Annotated in this window: 18 protein-coding genes and 3 pseudogenes; 9 read left to right on the top strand and 12 right to left on the bottom strand. The window is 68.9% G+C overall.

Annotation, left to right across the window (positions count from 1 at the left end):
* Positions 1–323: 323 nt before the first annotated feature.
* Positions 324–464 (top strand): annotated as a pseudogene (locus ACFYW3_RS38840) (IS630 family transposase); the annotation flags it as partial.
* Between the two features lie 40 nt (positions 465–504).
* Here ACFYW3_RS38840 and ACFYW3_RS38835 read toward each other — a convergent pair.
* On the bottom strand, positions 505–1125 hold the full coding sequence (locus tag ACFYW3_RS38835) for a response regulator (protein WP_389389002.1): 621 nt from the start codon (positions 1123–1125) through the stop codon (positions 505–507).
* Between the two features lie 309 nt (positions 1126–1434).
* Here ACFYW3_RS38835 and ACFYW3_RS38830 point away from each other — a divergent pair, with 309 nt between their 5' ends.
* From ACFYW3_RS38830 to ACFYW3_RS38815, 4 genes are all read left to right on the top strand, one after another.
* Positions 1435–2397 (top strand): ABC transporter ATP-binding protein, encoded by a 963-nt coding sequence (locus ACFYW3_RS38830; protein WP_389389001.1) that lies wholly within the window; start codon positions 1435–1437, stop codon positions 2395–2397.
* A complete protein-coding gene (locus ACFYW3_RS38825; RefSeq protein ID WP_389389000.1) occupies positions 2394–3200 on the top strand; it encodes an ABC transporter permease in 807 nt (268 codons plus the stop codon). The genes ACFYW3_RS38830 and ACFYW3_RS38825 overlap by 4 nt, the downstream gene beginning before the upstream one ends.
* A gap of 126 nt (positions 3201–3326) precedes the next feature.
* A complete protein-coding gene (locus ACFYW3_RS38820; RefSeq protein WP_389388999.1) occupies positions 3327–5027 on the top strand; it encodes a sensor histidine kinase in 1701 nt (566 codons plus the stop codon).
* A gap of 25 nt (positions 5028–5052) precedes the next feature.
* A complete protein-coding gene (locus ACFYW3_RS38815; protein WP_389388998.1) occupies positions 5053–5799 on the top strand; it encodes a GNAT family N-acetyltransferase in 747 nt (248 codons plus the stop codon).
* Between the two features lie 337 nt (positions 5800–6136).
* Here ACFYW3_RS38815 and ACFYW3_RS38810 read toward each other — a convergent pair.
* The 3 genes and pseudogenes from ACFYW3_RS38810 to ACFYW3_RS38800 all read right to left on the bottom strand — a co-directional run.
* A pseudogene (locus tag ACFYW3_RS38810) lies at positions 6137–9072 on the bottom strand (Tn3 family transposase); the annotation flags it as partial.
* 375 nt (positions 9073–9447) lie between these two features.
* A pseudogene (locus ACFYW3_RS38805) lies at positions 9448–9597 on the bottom strand (transposase); the annotation flags it as partial.
* A 203-nt stretch (positions 9598–9800) separates the two neighbouring features.
* Complete coding sequence (locus ACFYW3_RS38800) at positions 9801–11111, bottom strand: hypothetical protein (RefSeq protein ID WP_389388997.1); 1311 nt, start codon at positions 11109–11111, stop codon at positions 9801–9803.
* A gap of 167 nt (positions 11112–11278) precedes the next feature.
* Here ACFYW3_RS38800 and ACFYW3_RS38795 point away from each other — a divergent pair, with 167 nt between their 5' ends.
* Both ACFYW3_RS38795 and ACFYW3_RS38790 read left to right on the top strand, forming a co-directional pair.
* Positions 11279–11590 (top strand): hypothetical protein, encoded by a 312-nt coding sequence (locus ACFYW3_RS38795; protein ID WP_351751785.1) that lies wholly within the window; start codon positions 11279–11281, stop codon positions 11588–11590.
* Between the two features lie 300 nt (positions 11591–11890).
* Complete coding sequence (locus ACFYW3_RS38790; protein WP_351751787.1) at positions 11891–12928, top strand: hypothetical protein; 1038 nt, start codon at positions 11891–11893, stop codon at positions 12926–12928.
* An 81-nt stretch (positions 12929–13009) separates the two neighbouring features.
* On the opposite strand, the gene ACFYW3_RS38785 is transcribed toward ACFYW3_RS38790, so the two are convergent.
* From ACFYW3_RS38785 to ACFYW3_RS38765, 5 genes are all read right to left on the bottom strand, one after another.
* Positions 13010–13294: a hypothetical protein gene (locus tag ACFYW3_RS38785; protein WP_389388996.1), complete on the bottom strand. Its 285-nt coding sequence runs from the start codon at positions 13292–13294 to the stop codon at positions 13010–13012.
* A gap of 645 nt (positions 13295–13939) precedes the next feature.
* On the bottom strand, positions 13940–14077 hold the full coding sequence (locus tag ACFYW3_RS38780) for a hypothetical protein (protein ID WP_389388995.1): 138 nt from the start codon (positions 14075–14077) through the stop codon (positions 13940–13942).
* 117 nt (positions 14078–14194) lie between these two features.
* A complete protein-coding gene (locus ACFYW3_RS38775) occupies positions 14195–14341 on the bottom strand; it encodes a hypothetical protein (protein WP_389388994.1) in 147 nt (48 codons plus the stop codon).
* A gap of 330 nt (positions 14342–14671) precedes the next feature.
* Positions 14672–14926 carry a hypothetical protein gene (locus ACFYW3_RS38770; protein WP_389388993.1) on the bottom strand — a complete coding sequence of 85 codons (255 nt, stop codon included), beginning with the start codon at positions 14924–14926 and terminating at the stop codon, positions 14672–14674.
* A 421-nt stretch (positions 14927–15347) separates the two neighbouring features.
* Complete coding sequence (locus tag ACFYW3_RS38765; protein ID WP_389388992.1) at positions 15348–16478, bottom strand: FAD-dependent oxidoreductase; 1131 nt, start codon at positions 16476–16478, stop codon at positions 15348–15350.
* A 294-nt stretch (positions 16479–16772) separates the two neighbouring features.
* On the opposite strand from ACFYW3_RS38765, the gene ACFYW3_RS38760 reads away from it, so the two are divergent.
* Entirely contained in the window at positions 16773–17732 is a 960-nt protein-coding gene (locus tag ACFYW3_RS38760; protein ID WP_389388991.1) for a CehA/McbA family metallohydrolase, read from the top strand.
* A 512-nt stretch (positions 17733–18244) separates the two neighbouring features.
* On the opposite strand, the gene ACFYW3_RS38755 is transcribed toward ACFYW3_RS38760, so the two are convergent.
* The 3 genes from ACFYW3_RS38755 to ACFYW3_RS38745 form a co-directional block, all read right to left on the bottom strand.
* Positions 18245–18754: a hypothetical protein gene (locus ACFYW3_RS38755; RefSeq protein WP_389388990.1), complete on the bottom strand. Its 510-nt coding sequence runs from the start codon at positions 18752–18754 to the stop codon at positions 18245–18247.
* Between the two features lie 386 nt (positions 18755–19140).
* On the bottom strand, positions 19141–19605 hold the full coding sequence (locus ACFYW3_RS38750; protein WP_389388989.1) for a hypothetical protein: 465 nt from the start codon (positions 19603–19605) through the stop codon (positions 19141–19143).
* A gap of 536 nt (positions 19606–20141) precedes the next feature.
* On the bottom strand, positions 20142–20750 hold the full coding sequence (locus ACFYW3_RS38745; protein ID WP_351751800.1) for a hypothetical protein: 609 nt from the start codon (positions 20748–20750) through the stop codon (positions 20142–20144).
* A 1225-nt stretch (positions 20751–21975) separates the two neighbouring features.
* Between ACFYW3_RS38745 and ACFYW3_RS38740 the strand changes: the two genes are divergently transcribed.
* On the top strand, positions 21976–22155 hold a 180-nt coding region (locus tag ACFYW3_RS38740), incomplete at its 3' end, for a hypothetical protein (protein WP_389388988.1).

Here is a 22155-nt window from a genome sequence, read left to right as displayed (position 1 = left end):
CCGAAATACTGCACGTCTTTGGGTGACTGGTGGCACGGGGCGTCTCGGCTCGGAGGCACGATCGAGGAGTACAGCGGGCAGGTGCCGCCCTGTGCGCGCACTACCGGGGTTGCGAGGCGCTGTTACTTTGGGCCGAAGCGAGCGTGATCGTCACCTGATCGTGCACGGGCGCCGGGGGAATCTGGCCGAACCTTCGCCGCGGCAGACCTGGCAGTGGGCGAGGTAGAGGGCGGCGACCGCCCCGAAGCTGTCCCTGGGCTGAGCCGGGAACTCTCTGCCCTCGATCTTCGCGACCAGTGCCTTGAGCGCATCGAAGCTCAGCTCGCGACTTCGCCCTCGACGGCACCGATCACGCCGACCACGAGGCGTGGGGCGGCATGACCCGCCGCTGCATTATCTGGCGAAACCGCCACCCCGACGACCGGCGCCTGTGCGCCGTCGTTGACAGGGCCAACGTTGCTTGATGGGACACGATCACTCTGTACCGGGGATGCCGACCCCGGGTCAGCGGGGGCCTGACGGGACCAGGCCTGCCTCGTACGCGGAGATGGCCGCCTCCACCCGGTTGCGTGCGCCCAGCTTCGCGAATACCGCGCTGACGTGTGCCTTCACCGTGCCCTCGACGAGGTGCAGCCGACTCGCGATCTCTGCGTTGGACAGCCCCGTCCCGAGTCCGGCCAGCACCTCGCGCTCCCGTTCGGTGAGCCGCTCCAGTGAGCGGTGGGGGTGTGCCGCCCGGTGGGCGCGCAGCCCGGCGATGACCCGGCCGGCGACCCGCGGGGACAGGTAGGCCCCGCCGGCTCCCACCGCCCGTACCCCGTTGAGGAGTTCTCTCGGGTCGTCCGCCTTCAGCAGGAAGCCGTCGGCGCCCTCTTCCAGGGCACGGGTGACGTACTCGTCCTGACCGAAGGTCGTCAGCATGATCACACCGACCGCCGTCGATTCCCGGTGGAGCCGCGCCGCTGCCGTCAGCCCGTCCAGGCCGGGCATCTGGATGTCCAGCAGGACCACGTCCGGCCGGTGCAGGCGGCTGAGCGCGAGGGCCTCGTGCCCGTCGCTTGCCTCGGCGACCACCTCAACGTGCGCGTCCCGGGCGAGGATGGCCAGCACCCCCGCCCGGACCATCGCCTCGTCGTCGGCCACCAGGACCCGGACCGGCCGACTGTCCGGTGTTGTCTCTTCCACGCTGCGAGCCTACGGCCGACGCACAGCCGTGCGAAGGGCGGGCTCCACAGATTCAGTCCCGAGTCCGGGCACACCCATGACGAAGGGCAGGACGCTGCTGCCGTTCGACCAATGGGCGCCGGCGCCGCGGACTTCTAGCGTCGCTCTCGTACAGGAAACGCGGTGGCCGCCCCAGGGCTGCGCACCATGCGTCGGTCGGTGCGCGCCGCCGTCGGCTTCCGCGTTCGGCGACCCACACGAGGGAGCTCCGTGATCACCCTTCGAGAACTGACCAAGCGTTACGGCGAGACCATCGCCGTGGACGGTCTGACACTTGACATCAAGAGTGGGCAAGTGACCGGCTTTCTGGGGCCCAACGGTGCTGGCAAGTCGACCACGATGCGCATGATTCTCGGGCTGGACCATCCGTCCGGGGGTGAGGCGCTCATCGATGGCAAGCCGTACTCCTCGATGCGCCACCCGATCCGCGAGGTCGGCGCGCTTCTGGACGCCAAGGCGCTGCACCCGGCCCGTTCCGCACGCAGCCACCTGGTGGCGCAGGCGCGTAGCAACGGCATTCCGCTGCGCCGGGTAGACGAGGTACTGGAGACGGTCGGCCTGGCGAAGGTGGCGCGGCGCTCCGCCGGGGCGTTCTCCCTCGGTATGTACCAGCGGCTGGGCGTGGCGGGCGCGCTGCTCGGCGACCCGCAGGTACTCATCTTCGACGAGCCGGTCAACGGCCTCGACCCCGACGGTGTCCGCTGGGTGCGTGAGCTCGTGCGGTCCCTGGCTGCGGAGGGCCGGACGGTCTTCCTGTCCAGTCACCTGATGAGCGAGATGCAGCTGACCGCCGACCAGCTGGTCATCATCGGACGGGGGAAGCTCCTGGCCGACACGCCGATGGCCGACCTGTTGGCCAACAGCTCGCTGTCGTCGGTGCGGGTGCGCACCCCGGACGTGGCGGACCTGCGCACGCTGATCGACCATCTCCTGAAGGACGGCGTGAACGTGGAGTCGCCCGCGGCCGACGAGCTTGTCGTGAAGGGCCGCAGTGTCGAGCAGGTGGGCGACCTGGCCTACCGGCTGGGGCTGCGGCTGCACGCACTGCGGACCGTCTCCGCTTCGCTGGAACAGGTCTATATGGAACTGACCGCGCAGAGCGTGGAGTACGAAACGGGCGACGCTGTGTTCGGTGGCACGGGTTCCCAGGAGACGCAGGGAGCGGGAGCATGAGCGCCGTATCGACTGACGTGAGCGACGGCCGCCGTGGCCGCATGGTCTCCGGCCACACCGGTGGCGGATTCGTCGGCGCGTTCACCTCGGAGTGGACCAAACTTTGGACCATCCGCACGCCTTACGTCTGCCTGCTGGTTGGCCTGATCGTGACTGCGATCTTCACCTTCTACTACGGGTCGATCGCACGGATCAACGACAAGCCGATCCAGCCGGTCGGCAACGCCTCGGTGTCCTCGGTCATCCTCACCCAGTTCGCCCTGGTGATTCTTGCGATGACGATGGTGACGAGCGAATACTCCACAAGCAGCGTGCGCACCTCGCTGCTGTGGGTGCCGGTCAGGCCCCGCGTGCAGCTGGCCAAGGCGCTGCTGAGCGCCCTGGTGGGCTTCGTCACCGCAGTGGGGTGGGCTGTGCTGGGCATCGCCCTGGCCTGGGGACCCTTCCAGGGGCACGCCAGCTTCGAGCTGTCGAAGGTGGCGTACCAAACCGTCGCCATGGGCGTCTACTCCGCCCTCATCTGCGTGATGACGGTGGGGGTGTCGTTCGCTCTGCGGACTGCGGCCGGCGCCGTGGCCGTGATTTTCTTCGTGGTCTCCGCCCTGCCCAGCATGCTGGTCGGACTGGGGGGTCCGGTGCTGCTGGCCATCAACGAGTACATGCCGCAAACCGTGGGTGGATATTTCATGCTGGGTGACGGCAAAGCCCCGTTCCCGGATGCCGTGAGCTTGCTGATCCTGCTGGTGTGGGCGGTCGTCGCCCATGTGGCCGGTCTCTTCGTGCTGCGACGGCGGGACGCCTGAACAGCGGCGGAATCGGCCCGGACGCCCTCACCGTGCACGCCCCCCTCGTCGGGCGTCCGGGTTCGTCCCACAGAATCGCCCCTGACAGGTGAGGACATCATCCAGCGGAAGGACGGTCGACGCGCCATGCTGCACACGCGTATGCCCTCAGCCAGGTCCGTGTGCGGCGACGTGGCTCTGTGGGGTGTGCTCGCCGCCACCACCGGCTACGGGTTTTGGGACGCAGGTTCGGCCTCCCTGGTTCTGGACCTGTTCCTCCCGTTGGCCGTCCTGGTGGTGGCCGTACCGTGGTCCCGCCGCCGGCCGGGGGCCGCCGTCGTGCTGGTCAACGGGCTCTGCGCGCTGGGCCTGGCCGACTCCGCGACCCCGGGCAACGCCCACGTCCTGTCGCTGGCCGCCGTGAGCTGTCTGCTCGGCGGCCGGGTCGCCGCGGCACGGCGCCCGCTCCTGGTGCTCGCCGGGTGCGCAGCGGTCGATCTCGCGACCTGTGCGGTGCTGCGAACGCAGCCCGTGTGGTGGTTGTACGCGCTGACCGTGCTGCCCGCAGCCCTTCTGCTGCCTTGGCTGGCCGGACGGCACTGGCGTGGCCGGCGCGAACTCGTGCGGGAGGGCTGGCGGCTGGCCCGGAGCCTGGAAGAGCGCCAGCATCTGGTCGCGGAGCGGGCGCGGCTCACCGAACGCGCAGACATCGCGGCCGACATGCACGACTCCCTCGGCCACGCCCTGAGCCTGGTCGCCCTGCGCGCCGGGGCCCTGGAACTCTCGCCCGACCTCACAGACCGCGACCGCGCCGACCTCGCCGAGCTGCGCGGGACGATCGCGGACGCGGTGGAGCAACTGCGGGAGACCGTCGCCGTCCTGCACGACCCGCTCGGCACGGACACGGGTGCGGGCATGCCGGTCAACGACACCGTTGAGGATCTCCTCGGACGGGCGGTCGCTTCCGGGGTGCCGGTGCGCTGGGAGCGGCGCGGGGCGATGCCCCCGATGTCCCCCCTGGTCGAACGCGGGATGTACCGGGTGGTGCAGGAGGCCCTCACCAACGCAGTGAAGCACGCGCCGGACTGTGCGATCAGGGTACGGATCACCCACGAGGCCGACCGTACCCGCGTGAGCGTCGTGAACGCCGCCCCGTCGGCCGACGGACCGTCGCACGCGGGCGAAAGCCCGGCAAGCGGCGTCGGCGGCCGGGGGCTGACAGGACTTCGGGAGCGGGTGACGGTCCTCGGCGGCTCGTTGCGGACCGCGCCCGACGAAGGCGGGTTCCACATCACCGCCGTCCTCCCGCACCAGGCCACTGCCACCGCCCGTCCCGGGACGCCGGCGCCGGGACCAGGAGCGGCGCCTGGAACGCCGGTCGGGACCCGAGGGTCCGCGTTGCCGTCCGAATCCCCTCCCCACCCGGACCCGGATACGGACACGGCCCCGGGCACCGTCGTACCGGAGTCCGCCAAGCGGCTCGCCTCCGTACGGAGCGACGCCCGTCGCCGCTCCGCCGTCGCCTTCGTGGCACCTGTCGTCGCAGCCGTCTTCTTCGTGCCATCCGCCCTCTACCTGGCCTGGCAACTGACGACGAGCGTGCTGCCGCCCTCCCGGTTCGAGGAGTTGACCACCGGCCGGCCGCGCGCCGAACTCGCCCCTCTGCTGCCAGCCCGCGCCTACCCCTACCCGTCCGACCAAGCCCGTTCCGCATCCGGGCCGCCCGGCGCCCGTTGCGAGTTCTACCGTTCCGGCCGCGACCTGTTGGACGAAGTGGACCTCTACCGGCTCTGCTGGTCTGGCAACACGCTGCTGACGAAGGACACCGTGCCCGCAAACCGCCCCTGACCGCCCCGAACAGAGTGAGGACCATGTGAAGTACGTCATACGCCGGATCGCGGCGGAGGAGTGGCGCGAGCTGCGCGCGATACGCCTTGAGTCCCTGCTGGACTCGCCCGACGCCTTCGGTGTCCGTCACGCCGACGCCGTCGCGCTCTCCGACCGCACGTGGCGGGAGCAGGCGGAGGGGGCCGCGGCCGCGGCCGACGACGGGCTGTTCGTGGCCATCGACGAGACCGGCTCCTGGGCCGGTACCGCCGGGGCCGCACCCCTGGACGGCATCCCCGACACCGCACACGTGCACGCCGTCTATGTCGCCCCGGCGCACCGCGGTCCGGACGGTCCGGCGCGCGCGCTGATGGAAGCGGCAGTCGACTTCGCACGCGAGCACACCGATTGCGCCTGGCTCACCCTGGGGGTGCGCGAGGACAATCACCGCGCCATGGCCTTTTACCGACGCATCGGGTTCCACGACCTCCGGAAGACCGTCCCCTACCCGCTGGACTCCACCAAGGTCTTGCGCATTCTGGGCTGCCCCGACTTCCGTGTCTCCCGGGTTCCTGACATAGCGCCGACTTCTGACATCAACACCGGTTTCCCGGTCCGTTCCTACTCGGACCCCTGCGACGGCCGAGGGACGGAAAATCCCGCATCGGTAGGCGACTTGGCACCTCCTGCGCCAACTTCGCCGTCGCAGCCGCGGCAAGGACATCACGCACTACCAGCTCACGGTCGCGCGACAGCATCTGCGGGCGGCGGTCCATCTCCTGAACTGGCGTGAGGGTCAGAACCTGACCCTCACCTCCTGCCGACAGACCGACCTCGAAGGCTGGATGACCAGCGACGACGTCCGGCTTCGCCAGGAGGCGGGCCACTTCGTGCGCTGGACCGCCCAAAAGATCACCCGTGATCTCAGCTTCCCAGCCGTCAGATGGAACGGCCCCTCGCAGCCGATGGACGACGAAGCCCCTTGGCCACCGCCCGCCGCCTGCTGCACGACAACACCCTCACGCCTCGCCGGACTGCTGTTACTCCTCTCTGTGCCCAGTGGCCCGCGGCGATCTCCCGGCTGTCCGTCGACCACATCGAGGAGGCGGACGGAGCGGTCCGCATTCGCCTCACTCGTCGTTGCCGTCGTCATCGTCGTCGAGGTCGACGGCTTCCGGGTCGCGCAGCGGGCGCAGGCCGTCGACCGGCTGGGAGGCGGTGAAGCTGTAGCGGCCCAGAACGTTCAGATTCTTGTGCTTCAGCGGGGACAGCCGGGCCACGTCCTCGTCCCTGATCTCGTGGCCTTCCGCCCGGAGCCGGGCGACGGCGGCGTCGATGTACCTGGTCGTCCAGAGCACCACGGCGTTCAGAACGAGACCCAGCGAGCCCAACTGATCTTCCATCCCGTCCCGGTATGCCTGGTGGATGGTGCCCTTCTTGCCGTGGCAGATCTCGCGGGCCAGCTTGTGGCGGGACTCCTGGACGGTGAGCTGCTTGTGCATCTGGCGCCGGTACGTGTCGTCCATGGGTCGACGACGGCGAGCAGGTGCAGGGTCTTGGCGATCCGCCCGTACTCGGCGAACGCCTGCCCCAGCGGCGTGGGGTGGCCCTCACGACCAAACATTCGCAGCAGGTCGTAGGCCCTCACCTGGTTGGTAATCAGGGAGCCGGCCACCCGCAGCATGTCCGGCCAGTGGATGAGCACCTTCTTCACGTTCACCTTGTTGCGGGCGATGGCCTCCAGCGGCCCGTACCCGCCCGCCGTCTCGGCGCCGGGCATCTGGGCCTTCCAGAACCGCTGGTCTTCCAGGTCCTTGAAGCGCGGGGAGAAGCGGTAGCCGAGCATCTTGAAGATGCCGAACACCATGTCGGAGTAGGAAGCGTTGTCGGTGGCGACCATCTCCGGCTTCACCCCGCCGTCCAGGTTCAGCAACGCGTCCAGGATGAGCAGGGAGTCACGCGGGGTACCGGGCACCACCATCTGCCCGATGCCGATCACCTGGTCATTGATCGCGTTCAGCCAGGTGATGCCCTTCTTCTTCGCGAAGTACTTCGGCGAGGGTGCGGCGTTGATGGTCCGCGTGGGGACGACGAAGCAGAGGCCGTCGACGGAGGCGAGCAGGCCCTTGCCCCAGAACTGCACGATCGGCACCCGGGCCTGGGCCTCGATCAGGGCGACGTTCGCCGCGGCGATGGTGTCGCTACGTAGGTAGTACTGGTCGACGTGGACCAGCCGGGATCGGGTCAGCGATTCGTAGCCAGGGTTGATGACCGGCGTCATGCCGATGTTGCACGCCTCCGAGACCAGCAGAGCGACCATCGACGTCGTCAGGTCCTTCATGCGGGTCCTGCCGTCGCCCAGGTGCCCGAAGGCGTCCAGGAACCCGGTCCAGCCGTTCACCTCGAACAGCAGGTCCGGCAGGTCGATCTTCGGGAGCATCTTCTCGACGCGCTCGCGCAGCCACTTCAGCGACTTCGGCTCACCGAGCGCGTGGAGCTTCTCCACGTTCAGCTTCGCCCGCCCGTTCGGCTGCACCTCGATGCTGATCTTCGCGTCCGCGCCGGCCTCCTCCAGCCGTTCGGCCATCTGCCTCCACGTCGCGTCCAGGACCGCCGTCAGCTCCCGCAGGTGCTCCTCGCCGTCCTCCTCCAGGCTCAGACCCGCCAGGACGTCCTCGCGCACCGCCTCCCACCCCTTGCCCTGGAGCAGGCGGGCGCGCGGGTCGGACCAGCGGTGCGAGGGGGAGGCGAAGATGTCGCGGCGCTTGAGGGCTCCGAAGAGCTGTTCCAGCACGCACACCACGTACGCGGCGCGGTCCACCACCCCCTCCGGCAGGTCCGCGTTCGCGTACACCGCCTTGCGCCAGTGCGACGGAACCAGCTTGTCGTCGACCTCACGCGGCAGCAGCGGCTTCTCGCCCACCTTCCTCCGGGAGAGCGCCGGGAGCCGCTGCACCCCGGTCAGTATCCGCCTGCCGCCAGGCGCAGCATCCAGCGCCTTCGACTCACCCAGCAAGGACAGGAACGGCTTGACCGTGTTGTAGCGCAGCGCCAGCGCGCCCCGCAGCGCGGCCTCGGCCGTGTCGTCGCCCTCCGGCACCAGGCTCACCACCGTGACCGCCGCACTGGACAGGGCCGCTCTGGGCGCGACCTCCTCCAAGGCCTGCCACAGCGCACCCACGTCCACATCGCAGCCGGTCCGCTCGATGAGCTCCAGCTCCCCGATGAACACCGTCGCCGCCCTGGCCGTGATCCGTGCCGCCTTCTCCAGCTGTGGCAGGGTCGACAGGCGCTGCTTGTCCGTGGACCGCTTCGCAGCGCTGATCAACCGGGTGGCCATCAGGATCTCGAACAGGTCCAGCGCGTCGTCGATCGCCGTCGCCTCCAGGTGACGCATCACCGCGGTGAGCATCGCCGTGCGCTTGGGCTCCGAGGACCTCTTCAGCTTCGCCGCCTTGGTGCCCAGCCCGTAGCGGGCCAGCGCGGACAGCCGGTTCGGCGGGATCTTGTCCAGCTTCACCCGCCCCAACTGGAAGGAGGTGATGTCCTCGACCCGCTGCAAAGCGCCCTTCATCACCGTGCCCGTGGTCCGCGTCGGCGGCCGGCGCATCCGCTCCAGTTCCGAATACCGCTTGCCCTCCGGCGTCTTCAGCGTGGCCACCAGGTCCCCGGGCAGCGCCGCATCCACCCGCCGGACCTCCTTGGGGACCGTGGCGTGCAGCCGTTCCTCCGCGATTCTGCGGACCTCGGCGACCTCCCGGGCCAGCACGCTCACCCCAGGCAGCAGCACCCGGTTGCGGCGCAGCCAGCCCACCGAATGATCGAACAGGGCCTTCGGCCCCTCGGCGTGCGCCGTCCATGCCCGCCCGTGCAGGAACGATCGGAACTTCCGGCCCTGATCGTGTTCCTCGTACGAGTGGTAGGCGTACGCCTCACGTATCTCCCACGAGTGCTCGTACGCCGTCATCTGCCGCTCGGTGTACCGCTTGATCTGAGAGACATCCTCGATCTCCAGCTGTGCGGCCAGGTGCTCCACCACCGGCCACGGCACGGCTAAGGGGCCGTCTCATTTGGTGCTGGGTAGGTTCCTTGACACAAGCACAGCGAGCTGGTGCAACCGCTGGCAGTACTGGGCTCCTACAGGGTCATTGAGCTCAGGGATGACTCGGTCCAGGTCCTCGATGCGGCTCTGCAGGAGGATCCTGTTCTTCGAGTCGAGGGTGCCGCTGTTGTCGAGCCAGCGAAGAACGCAGCCGGCGATGTCCAACTCGAGGAGCCACACATGTGTGTCCCCGAACGTGGCATGTCGCAAGCTGTCGGGGAAGGGCTCTTGGCGGAATTCCTGCCAGAGGCGATCTGTGGTCTCCACCTGCTCAGTCGATTCGTTCATTTGAGCCATCTTGCAGTAGCCGTTGAGCTGTTTGGTGTTTATCTTCAAGCGGCGGTAGCAGATGAGGGTTGCAGCGATGCCTGCGAACGCCAGGAAGTGTTCGGCCTTGCGTTCGTAGCGCCGGTGTAAGCGACGGCAGCCCGAGAGCCAGGACGTCGTCCGCTCTACGACCCATCGGTGCCGGCCGAGCCGACGAGGGCTCACCCTTCGACTCCCTGACCGGCGACCTCGGTGGCTCCTGGTCGTACACATCGCGCCGTCCTGGGCCGCCTCCTCGACGCCGGCCTCACCGCCTTCGGCGCCTACACGGGAGTGGTCGTCCCCCACCTCCTCCGACACCGATGACGTCCCCCAGCGGGGCCGGCCCTCCGGGGAGGGCAGCCCCACCCGGCCCGTGCACACGCTCAGGGGGAGGGCTTGAGGTGTTCCTGGCAGTTGTCGAAGGAGTCCTTCACCTGTCGGACCTGGAGGGCGTGACGCGTCTTGTCGCCCTCGCTGACGTAGCTGACGGTGCCTGCCCGGTAGTTCCACTTGCTGCCCGTCGCGGTCGGTTTCCCCATGAAGTAGGGGTAGCCCCGGGAGAAGTGTTCCTGCGCCCTGACGCGCAGCTTCTGCTGCAGATCTTGGTGGCCCCGTGCTCGGTACAGCTCGGCCAGCATCAGGCAGAAGACGGAGGCGCCGAAGTCGGACCGGGCCGCCTCGTGGGGGCGCCGGCCCACCAAGCTGGACAGGGGATAGCTCCTCCTGGAGGTCTCGTCCTCCTCCCGGCTCATCGCCATCAGCAACAGCTCGATCAGGCGGTCCAGCTCCTTGTCCGAGGCGGGGTCCTGGGCCGGGCGCTCCAGCAGGGCGTCCAGGTGCGAGCGGGCGACGCCTGTCAGGCGATGTATCCGTTCGGTTGCGTGCGCGTTGTCGATGAGGACGCCGATGGCCCGCAGGCCGACCTGCAACGTCTCCATCTGCGCCACCGTGCGCGGCGGGGGCGACTCGGCGACGGCCACGGTTCCCGGCGTGTCCCGGGCCTCGGAGGCGCTTTCGTCGGCGTCCTCGGCCTGGGCGAGCGCCTCCTCGACGTCCTCCGCGCGCAGCTCGATGTCAGCGGTATGCGCGCGGGCCAGATCCAGCCTGCCTTGGAGGAGGGTGATCTCCGCGCGCAGCCGGGTGACCGTGGCGCGCAGGGCTTCGATCTCGCGGTCCCTGACATCCAGTTCGGCGGCGTGCGCGAGGCGGTCCTGGTGATGCTGGGCCTGCCCCAGGGCCAGCGTTCCCGTCAGCTCCCGGATCGTCTCCTCGCGCTGGCGCAGAGCCTCGATCAGGACCTGTTCGTGTACCCGTGCGGCCTGGAGCTCGGCCAGCGCGGCGGTGAGCTCATCGCGTAACAGGTGCATCTGGTTGCCCGGCTTGGTGACCTTGACCGCCTCGTCGTACAACCCCCGCAAGTGCTCCAGCACACCGGCCTGAATCCCGGCCTCGCGTGCGGCGGCGTTCTCCTGCAGAAGCCTGGTGACGAACGACCACTGGGGAAGCCGATCCCCGCTGAGGAAACGCGACACGGTGGAGAAATGCACATGATGCGTGGCCGCGTAGCCGCGCACGCTCGTGTCGGGAAGCCCCCGGAACAACACCCGCAACTCGCTCACGAACACCCGCACCGGTTCCGGCAGATCCTCCCTCAGCGGATCCAGGTCTCCCGCTCCCCCACGATGAACACCCATCCGTGCCCCCTCTTCCGCGGCCCCCGCCAGTGTTGCCAGGCCCGCAACAGTGCTGCCACCTGCGATGTCAACGATGCGGCCCTCCCCGCAACGCCCCCACCGCCACTCCACTGGGAAGCAACGCCGCAGCCCGTCACACCGACCGGCCCCGGCCCCAGGAGGAAGTCATGCCCAATCCGATCCCGCCTCACCACGACCGGCTCGACCTCATCGCCTTCATCGCCGTCCTCGCCCTCGGCGCCGTCCTCCTCGCCATCGGGATCCCCGCCGCCTCCCTGATCGTCGTCACCGTCGGACTCGCCCAGCTCTACAGCGCCTGGAACACCACCCACGGCACAAGCCGCCACAACCCCCCGCAGCCCGGCCACACCCCCGCCACCGCGACACCCGAACCCACCAACCCGGCCCAGGAGCAGGAGCAGGAGCAGGAGCAGGATGCGAACGCGGCACCTTCCCCCTCCGACACCCGCCCCTTCTAAACCACACCACTCCGCCCGCGGGCCCGGAGCCACAACCCCGGCCCCGGTGCCCGGGGCCGACACAGCCCCGGCAGCCCTCACGGACCGCCGGGGCTTTCCTCCGCCCGCAGTCCTGAGAACCACGACCTGACCGTGGGGCAGAGGAAGCAGCCGCCTCTGTAGGCGTTCGCGTGATAGTGCACAGGGCGGTACGCGGATACCTGCACACCGCGGGTGTGCAACGCAGGCTCCCAGTGGCTGTCTGGCAGCTGAACCATCCGCCTGCGGATGGCTTGCCGGGTGGTCGTAGACTCGCGCGCTATGGAAGAGATGTTCGAGCTGGGGACCATCAGTTGCCCGTCCGGCACCCTGGTGCTCATTGACGGTGGTCACCTGGGGCTGTGGAGCGGGGAGCAGTCGCCGGCGGACGTCGATCCGGCTTCCCTGGGAATCGAAGACGCTGTAATGGCCGCCGACGTCGCGGGCGCCATTGACTTCGTGGTCACCGGACCGGACGCCTCGGAAGCCGTTCGGAGCTTTGACCGCCAGCCAGGCTCCAGGCTCCATGACATCCCGGCCTCGAAAGCCGCCGCATTCGAGGCGACTTTCGATGGACACTGCCGATCTGTCGGCCTTGACGCCCGGCTGGAGGCCCTGCCGGCTCGGGAGGCACATGCCCACAGGGCCCGCCGGACAGCCGAAGAGGGTGGTGGCAGCTTTTCGATGTTCGGGGTGTCCGTCGTTGCAGTAGGTGGCGTACCCCGAGGTCGGAACCTGCCCGTGCTGGCTACACGGGTCGACCCCGGCGATGGTGTGGGAGAACGCTGGTCCGAGATCTCGATCCGGATGGGTGAAGGCCGGGCGACGTCCTCGGTTTCCTTGGGCGACATCGGCGTGGACTGGGCACGTTTCCTCTTCGGCGATGTCGACGCGCTGAGCCTGTGGCAGCACGATGAGTCGGCCGACGGCTTGGCCGACGTTGCGTTCTGGGGTGCGGCGGCAGACGAAGCGGCCGCGACGTTTGCCGCACCCGAACTCGGCGAGCTCGGCGAGGACGGGGTTCGCGGGTGGACTGGCCTGCCCGTCTCGGAGGCAACGCACAGAGCACGCGCTCTGTTGAGATGGAAGGACGAGACGGGACGACGCATGGCGGTGGACTTCCGACCGCACTCCCATCACTGGCAGATCATGCGCGAGGTACGTGCTTCGCATGTCGAGGCCGGATCCGTGCAACTCGGTGATGCCCGAGTGCTGTGCGCAATGACGAGCTGGGGCGATGGCTTCTTTCCGGTGATCGCCGATCTGGATGCGTCGGGTGGCCTCCTCGCAGTGCGAGTGTGCTTCTCCGACGCGCCCTGAACAGCCGGCCCCGAGCGCGCGGGATGGACCCGTAAGGCCGTACCGCGCTGGGCTTCCTGTGGCACGCCGACAGCCACACCGTCAGGCCTCCGCGTGCGAGTGATCAGGGGTGTCGCCGTGCCACAGGAACGGACCCTCGACATCACCCGCGACGGGTGCGTAGAACGCCCGGCCACCCGGCCCGTACAAACCCTTGTCTGTGATCAGCAACGCGCCCTCCACCCGCTGTCCCACAGACCAGCCGGTGACATCGAGGAGCAGGCCGTCCAGGGGCCCGCCCAAGAGTTTCGCGTACACGTGATCGGGCCGCGGAGCCGGCTCCTCGCCGCTGCCGTCTGAACTGCCGTATACCCGTCGCCCATCCATCGCGTCCACCCCGCCGGCCTGCCCGCACGCCCACCCCGCCACCCGCCGAACGCGGGAGACACAGCGCCCATCGTGCCCTTCACACAAGGCGAGTACCGCAGGAATCCGCAGAGTTGCATGGTCAGCGCCGTCGCGCACGGCGGCGGCCTCCCGCCCGAGCGGTGACGGCTTACAGAGCCGGATGGGTGTCCAGGCTCCGGGGCTCGAGCCGTGGGCCGCCGCACCACTGCCGCCGCGGCCGGCCCCGGAAGACGGGCGGTGCGAGAAGTCGGTCGGGACGGTGGGGGTTTACGGGCGGCGTTCGGGAGCAGGAGGACGGTCACGACCAATCCGGTACGTCACGAGGAGGTCCCGATGTCGGGCACGGAGAAGAGCAAGGCGCACGTCGAGCAGGCCAAGCGCAACGCCCGCCAGGCCAAGGAAGACGTCAAGGACACCTTCCGCCACTGACCCGCACACGGCATGCCCGTTGCGCCCGCTGGGCCCCGACCTACTCCCCCAGGTCGGGGCCCAGACACGTTCACCGTCGACAACGAAGCCCGTCCTCGAACCCCACCGCCCCAATGCCCTCAACGGGAGTCACGGCTCAACGCGCGCGGAACAGGTGTGTACCGGGAGGCCGGCGGGCCACCCGGCACACGGTCATCACGGCCCCGGCCGCCGCCCGTTCACAGGCGGCCGGCTGGGCGGACCGCCCAGCGCGACGTTCAGGAGCCACGGCAGGGGCTCGGCCAGAAGGATCCGGTTCCGCTCGTTGTCGACCGTCATGATCTGTACGGACATCTCCTGGCCTCCGCGGAAGGACTCCGGGAATGCCGCCGACCCGGTGATCGGAACGAGTCCCTCGACGCAGTCGGCGAGGCGTACGAAGACGCCGATGGACGCGATCTTCGTGATGCGTCACCCGACGATCTGACCGACGCGAAAGCGAGGCAGCAGGTCTTCGTGCTCGGCCCACTCGCCGAGCACGACCCCTACCTGGTGGTTGTGGTCGGCGTGCCAGACGACCTCGCCGGTGACGCACTGCCCCACGGTTGGCAGCTCCATGCACCTGGGCATCCTGTCGATCCTGGCCAGGCCCACGGCATCGGGGTGGTCGTCGATGGAGAGGAAGACACCGAAGGGCTGCCAGCCGACGACCTCACCGGTGATGCGGGTACCGACGGGCAGAACGCGGACGGTCTCGGTCCAGGCTGAGGCCGCGTCCGGGATGCGCCTGCCGTTCCCCGCGGGTCAGGAGTACTCGCTCATCCGCAGATCATGGCATGTGCCGGTCACACCTGAGAGGCGTCGGTGAAACCAGTATGCTCACGCGCCCGATCAGACTGCCAGGTGGTGCTTGGCGCCGTGGGCCCGGCGTGATCCGAAAGAAGCGGCCTACTCGGCCGCCGTGACCACTTCGACGGGCGGAGCTGGGAGGGCCAGTGCCTCATCATATCGCTGACTCTGCTGGAGACAGTGGTAGAGCTGGCCGATCATGTGGTTGAAGTCACGGCGCCGCCGGTGCGTCGACCCGGGCGACGAGCGGAGCGAGGAGAAGGCCCAGAGGTAGCCGGCATGGTTGAGGCGGTCGTTCTTCACCCAGCGGCGGGTGATGCCGGATCTCTTGCAGGCGGCCTTCAGCTGGACCAAGAGGGCAAGCATCTGCTTACCGAGCGCGTCCTCGACCAGCGACGGCTGATGGACCCCGTCGGCCCGGAAGACCTCGCGGAGCCGCTCGGCTTCGGATCATGCAGTGGGGGCGGGCCCGGGCGCAGGGGTTTGGTTGGATTCCCCCTGCGCCCTTGCAGGATTGCGGCGATCACGCCGGCTTGCGGTCCACAGCGCCCCGCTACCCGGCAGTGCGCGCACCGGGTGGCGCCTGCCCGCCGTACACCTCGATCGTGCCACCGCACCCGCACCCGCACTCGCACTCGTGACCGACGCCGAGTTCTGTGTGGCCGTCGGTGACATCAAGGGCGGCTTCAACGCGCTGGAGTGCGAGCTTGGGAGTCACCGCCGCCCAGGCTTGAGCGGGGTGGGACGGAGAACGTCGGATCGGGGTCTGTGCGGCTTATCGGCTCTTCTCGGTGATCATGTTGATCAGTCCCTGGGCCGTGTTGTGCTCGGAGTCGATTCCCACGACCTCTCCGCCTTCGAACGTGGTGACCTCGGCGCTGCGGGGGAACATGGCCGCCTCGTACTCGGTGAGCGCGGCCTCGACGTCGTCGGGGTGGGCCGCGAGGGCCTTGCCTAGTTCGGCGCCGTCGAGCATGGCCAGGTTGGCGCCGTCGCCGTTCGGGGGCGCGAGGTGGGCGGCGTCGCCGAGCAGGGTGACCCCCGGCACCCGGTCCCACCGGTGCCCGGTGGGCAGAGCGTAGTGGGGGCGCAGGACCGGCGCCGTGTCGCCGTCGGTGATGAGCGCGGTGAGTTCCGGTGCCCAGCCTTCGAACTCGCGGGCGATACGGGCCGTGGCCGCGGTGGCATCGGTGAAGTCGATGGCGGCGAACCACTCCTGAGGCCTGCTCAGCGCCACGTAGGTGTGCAAGGTGTCGCCGTTCTCCCGGTGAGCGAAGATCTCCTTGCCCGGCGATGGGGCCATCAGCATGCCGCCACCGACCGCTTTCGCGGCGGCCGGGTGGCGGGTGTCGGCGTGGAACAGGTAGGTCTCGACGACCGACGTGCCGGCGTACTCGGGTGTGGCGGTGGTGAGCAGTGGCCGTACCCGTGACCAGGCGCCGTCCGCGCCGACCAGCAGGTTGGTGACGACGGTGGCGCCGTCGTCGAAGGTCACCTCGTGGCGGCCCGATCCGAGGGCGCGGACGCTGCCGGCTTTGTGCCCCCATCGGACGGTGCCGGCCGGGAGCGAGTCGAGCAGGATCTGTCGTAAGTCGCCGCGCTGCACCTCGGGGCGTCCGCCCGTGCCGTCGTCGGCCTTGTCGAGCAGGACGGTCCCGTTCGGGTCGAGGACCCGCATCGCCTGGCGGCCCTCCAGGACGATGGCGTGGAACTTGTCCATCAGACCGGCCGCCTCGAGGGCGAGCTGTCCGTTGTAGTCGTGGATGTCGAGCAGCCCGCCCTGGGTGCGCACCGTCGGGGAGCAATCCGCCTCGTAGACGGTGACCGGGATTGCGTGGACGTGCAGGACGCGGGCCAGAGTGAGGCCGCCGAGTCCGGCGCCGATGATGGTGACGCGCATGTGCATGATGGCTCCTTCGGGATCGGACCGCCCGGTGAGCTCCGGACGGCCGTCTCTGGAACGGTGCCGGAACTCGCCGACAAGCCACCGACATCACACCGGCAACCTCCGATGGATGACCGACACCGCGTGCTGAAGGTGCCGCCACGGCCTGCCCCACATCCGAGGGGGAGAGTGGGAGATGAACTCGAGACTCGGGGTTCAGCGGGCTTCGGTGCCCTCGGGAGAGCGGCACGCCGAGGGGATTAGTCATACGAATAGCTCAAGTCTTTTAGACTCGGCGTTACTTACTGTCGTCGTGTGCGGGGGCTTCTGGTGTTGGACCTGCCGTTCGATCAGGCCGGGCGGTTTTGGCGCGGCAACCTGCACACCCATTCGGACGAGTCCGACGGGGCGTTGTCACCGGCGGAGGTCGCACGCCGCTACCAGAACGCCGGCTACGACTTCCTGGCCATCACCGACCACTTCCGCGCCGAGTACGGATTCCCCCTGACGGACACCCGGGCGCTGCGCACGCCCGGGTTCACCACGCTGCTCGGTGCCGAGTTGCACGCCCCGCGCACGGAGGCAGGGCCGAAGTGGCACATCGTCGCCGTGGGGCTGCCCCTCGGCTTCGCGCCCCCCGGGCCCGACGAGAGCGGACCGGAACTGGCGCGCCGGGCGCGGGCGGCGGGCGCGTTCGTCGGCATGGCGCACCCGGCGGCCTCGCTGCTCACCGCGGACGACGCCGAATCGCTGGACGCGGCGCACGCGGTCGAGGTCTACAACGCGCTCGCGGACCGCGAGCACCGGGGCGACAGCTGGCACCTGACCGACGTGCTGCTCAACCGCGGGCACCGGCTGAACGCCTACGCCGCCGATGACGCGCACTTCCAGCCCCAGGACCCGCCGGGGTGCGTGGCCTGGGTCCAGGTACGCGCCGAATCCCTCGACCCGGACGCACTCCTCGCCGCCCTCAAAGCCGGTCACTACTACTCCAGCACCGGCCCCGAGCTGTACGACGTCCGACTCGACGACGACCGGATCACGGTGCGCTGCTCACCCGCACGCAAGATCCTGCTCACCGGGGGCGCCCCGGGCCTGCAGGTGGTGGAGGGCGAAGGGCTGACCGAAGTCTCCCTGTCCGTCGCGATGTTCGGCCAGGGGTACTGCCGGGTCACCATCGAGGACGCCGACGGGGGACGGGCCTGGAGCAACCCGATCCACCTGGGAGACCTGCCCACCGCCACTGCCACCACTGCCGCCACCGTCGGGGGATAGTGCCTGTCACCGAACCGCAGGGTCCGTTCTCGTCCGATGCACACCGGGCACACCGGGCACACCGGGCACCGCGAGCATGGGCCCACCATCCGCCCACGCCAGAGTCCCCACGTCTGAGTCCCCACACTCCTGAGTCCCCACGCCTCAGCCCTCCAGCAGCAGTCCCCACGTCCCAGACCCGATCAAGGGAGTCCCGGTCATGGTGTGGCCCGCACTTCGTGTCCTTTCCGATGGTGAGCTGACGTCTGACCAGCTGTAGTCGCTGCTCGACGCGTTCCAGCTCGAAGCAGTGCCCCGTACCGAGGGTCCGGGTGTGGCGAAGAGCGTCGCGCACCGCGCTTTCACGGATGAGGCGGGTACCGATCTGGTGCTCGATGTTGCCCGTGCCGGGGAGTCCGGTTGGGTGTTCAAGTCCGTCACCATCGTCGCTCTGCCGGCCACTCCCGAGGTCGCACGCCCCATCACTGCACAGACGCAGATCACTGACCCTGCTAATCCGCTGGACGACAGGGTCAGTCGGCGCCCTCGAACAGATGCTGATGTTGTTCCACATGAGGGCGCCCATGGGGCCGCCTTCCGACTTGCCGGCCTGTGGTTGCCCAGTTGCCCAGTTGCTCAGTTGCCCAGTTGCCCGGGCCGCAGACGGCGCCGCCGGGCTGCTGACGGGAGTACCGGACCGTGGCGGCCTCCGAGGTTGAGGGCTCGCTGCCATCGACGGGCGTCAGGGTGTAGAAGGCCGTGATGGAACCGTCTGTGACGGCATCCAGGACGCCGTCCCAGGGGATGGTGTAGCTGACGCTGGTGGTGTCAGCGGTGATGCTCACGACGCCCTGGTTCTTCGCGGGTGAGGTCTGCCTGGTGGTGTCGCTGCAGACTGTGATGTCGAAGGTGACCTTGTCGCCGGTCTTGAAGGGTATGTGGTCCACCCTGACGAGGACGCCGTTCCAGGGCTTGTGGCGGCAAGTGATCCAGCCTGGGGGTTCCTCATAGGGAAATTCCGGGAAGTCGAGCTCGATCGACATGCGGGCTCCTGGTCGTCGAAGGGCGGAGGCGCAGGCCGGACTGCCGCCCCGCGATCATGGACCAAACGCCGGTGCGGAGTTGGCCACTTCCGTGCAGCTGAGCCTATCGACCTCTCGAAGAGCCACCAGTCGTACTCGGCCTCGCTCACCGCTTCCTCAGTTGGTTCACTTCGTGGACCAACTGAGGCGAAGAGCAGGTCTGAGGAAGATTTGCGATCCGCTGGGCGTCGTCGCCCACATCGAGGAGCCGTTCCCGATCGCGTTCGACCCGGCCTCCCTGGGGGGCAGATAGGACGACCTGTCGCACGACGAAGGCCCCCGTTCACATCCGGACATCCGGAAGGAACGGGGGCCTTCTGCGTTTCAGGCTCGCCGGCCCGGCGGTTCTAGGTGCGCGGGCGGACCACGAAGGCGGCGCTCCACGCGGTCATCGCGCGGTCGAACATGTCCAGCGCGTTCGGCTGGCCTGTCATCAGCATGAGGACGCCGACGATGAAGAAGGCGACGCCCAGCATGATCAGGGCGGGGCTACGGTACGCGGCGACGCGGTCCAGGGTCCGGCGCCGGGTCTGGCGCCGGGTATGGCGCCGCAGGGCCTTGCGGCGGCGCTTCACGGCCCGCTGCAGCAGTGCGATGTCGGCCTCGGCCTTGTCGAGGATCTCCGTGTAGCCGGCGTTCATCGTGTCGAGGTCGCCCGAGGCGGCCCGCGGCATGACCGTGATCTCGGGCTTCGCGGTGTTGAGCATCTCGTCCGTGTACGCCGCGTTGATCTCGGCGTTACCGTCGTGGTTGAAGCTGTTGGACGGCGAGCTGTTCATCAGCGTGTCCTTGGTGCCGAAGGACTCTCCCACTCGCGGTTGGTAGCCATGGTCGAGCGGGGTGAGACCGGGTCTCTGAACCGGTATCAAGAAACACCTGAGCCGGGGTTCTTCCCGTGAGGAAGAACCCCGGCTCGGCTTCCGTGGCGTTACTCACACCCGCTTCATCAGCTTCGTGGAGCGCCGCCCGTCGCGATCACGGAGCGGGCGAACAAGCGCAGAACAGCGGGCACGATGATCGGAAGGCCAGTGCCCTTGCGCCCTCGTGGCGCAGGCAGCGACATGAGAACGCGGTCGAGCAGCCGCCGGAGCAGGCTGAAGGTCAGCAGAACGACAGAGGTGGTCCACAGACCCAGAGCAGTCCGTGGCGCGTGAATGTTCAACAAGATCGACTCCTTGTGTGCCGAGAGATACTGACCGCGCCCGTTGCAGGCCGGTCGGTTTCTCTCCCGCCCAATAGGTGGCTGGAGGCGCAGACTGCTCGCCCGGTGCAGTGGGCTGGGCAGTCCCTCCCTTGGGTGCTCGGGCCGGCCGACGGGGGTGGCCGGACCAAGCACCGTGGGCAAGGACTACTCCGGTGTGAGCGTCCACTCGCGCAGCTTGCGCTGCAGCTCGGGATCGGCGAGCTTGCCGCGGGCCCGCCTGACCGTCTGGCGCACGGCGCTCTGCGAAGTGCCCGTGTGCGTCGCGATGGTGGCGGAGTCCAGGTCGTACATCTCGACCAGGAGCCAGGCGGTCATCTCGCGGGAGGTAAAGGTGGTCTCCAGTTCCTTGAGGGCGCGGGAGACCTGGTCGGAAACCTCGACGCTGGTCATGCCGTTCGTGGCGACCACCCGGACTCGCTGGAGGGCGTCTTCCAGCGACGATGCGTTGTCCCCGACGAACTGCTCGGCCAGCTTGAGGATGTGCCTGATGTGGTCCGCTCCCTCGTGCAGGCAGATCGTGCTGAAGTACGAGATCACGTTGTCGACGGGCCCGTGCCGGCGCAGGTGCTGGTGAAGTTTCACCCGGGCCTTCGACAAGACGTCGTCCACATGGTCCGGGCCCACCTTCGACTGCACCCGCCGGTGGTAGCTGGGCATGCGCTGTTCGGCCTGATGCCACTGGCGCAGTGCCTCCGGCGTGAGGTCGGTGGGTGGATCCCCGAGGACCCGCTGGTATGAGCCGCGATTGAACACGTTGAGACCTTCCCCGAGGTATCGACACCAGCAGCCTGTGGCTTCTCCTCAAGGGCTGAACGCCAAGGCCTTCACGTACGAACACCCCTGAGGCAACCTTCCGCGTGAGCAAACGTCAGAGTGACTTGCGTCACACCGATCTGACGGAGGAGGCGGCGCTCCTTCCTGGGCTCGGGCGCAGGGGCCGGCCCGCCAGGCGGAGTCGAATCCAAGATTCCTACCCGCCGGGCGGGAGCGGAAAGGGTTCCTCGGGTCCGAGCCCTCCGGGATGGCGTAGGCCGGGGAAGGCTGCGTGATCACGCGCAGCCGACCCCGCGCGGAGAACCGCCCCGATGTCAGATCTCTACAGCAACCCCGACCCTGACTTCGCCGTCGCCACCCTCGGGAGGGCGTTGCGCGAGCTGCTCGCCACGCTCAACTCGGCGGCACCCGAGCACGACGCCTACGGCGGCGAACACGCCTCCTGGCGGCTCATGCTCCGGCCCGCCGCCGATGACCAGGACGACGTCCCGGCCCCCGTACCGTCCCCCGTCGCGGCGCCCGCCGTGGCGCCAGCCGTGGCGCCAGCCGTGGCCGTCTCCGTTGACGCGGGCTCCACCCGTATCGAGGTGGCTGACCCGGTCGTCGAGGAGGCGTACCGCTTCGATGGCAGCGCCGCTGGCATCATCGCCGAGGGCGGCCCGTACGCGGTGCCGCTGCCCGACGGGATCGTCCCGGACACTCACCCGCCTGGTGATGGACCTCCGGCACCACGAGCAGCAGTCGACCCACCCCCGCGGCCGGTGCCGGCTGTGCGGCAAGGGCCGCCCCCTGTCGAACTGGCGGCCTCGGTGACCGCCCGCCGGGCCCTCGCCGTGCGGCACGACTACCGCGTGCCGCACGGCGGCCGCGGCCTTCTATCACGCACCCCCTGGGCCGGCGTCTGGCGACCGCGGCCCCGGTGTCCGATTTTGCCTCGCCCCGACCGTTTCCGAGCACCTCTTGTCCGCGCAGTCAGCGCAGGTCAGCCGTGTGAATCCCCCTCCCGGACAATCTTCTTGGTCAGTCGGGATCGCCTCGCTCGATTGCCGTCGTGACTTGATGCGGCGTATGTCAGATGCGCCTGCCACAGGGCGCCGGTCGTGCCGTGACACTCCCGGCGAAGTTCGCGCTGTGCCGACGTCCCCCGGTGCCGAATGCCAGGGAACCGCCCTCATTCCTCGTGTGGTTGTGTTGCCATACCAGGATGACTGACACACAGTTTCCGCGACTGACGGAGGGCTCCGAGGCCTGGAACGCGGCGCGGGACGCGATGATCGAGATCATCAAGGTCTGGGCTGCCGGGAGCCGAACCGCCTACTACAGCACGTTGAGCGCGCAACTGCGGGAGTCCGGCTTCTCGGTGCCGGCCCGCGGCCGGCTGATG

It is taken from the genome of Streptomyces sp. NPDC002602, assembly GCF_042889445.1.
Lineage (GTDB): Bacteria > Actinomycetota > Actinomycetes > Streptomycetales > Streptomycetaceae > Streptomyces.
The sequence above is the reverse complement of the archived record's forward strand: the minus strand, read 5'-3'. Positions and strand labels throughout refer to the sequence as shown.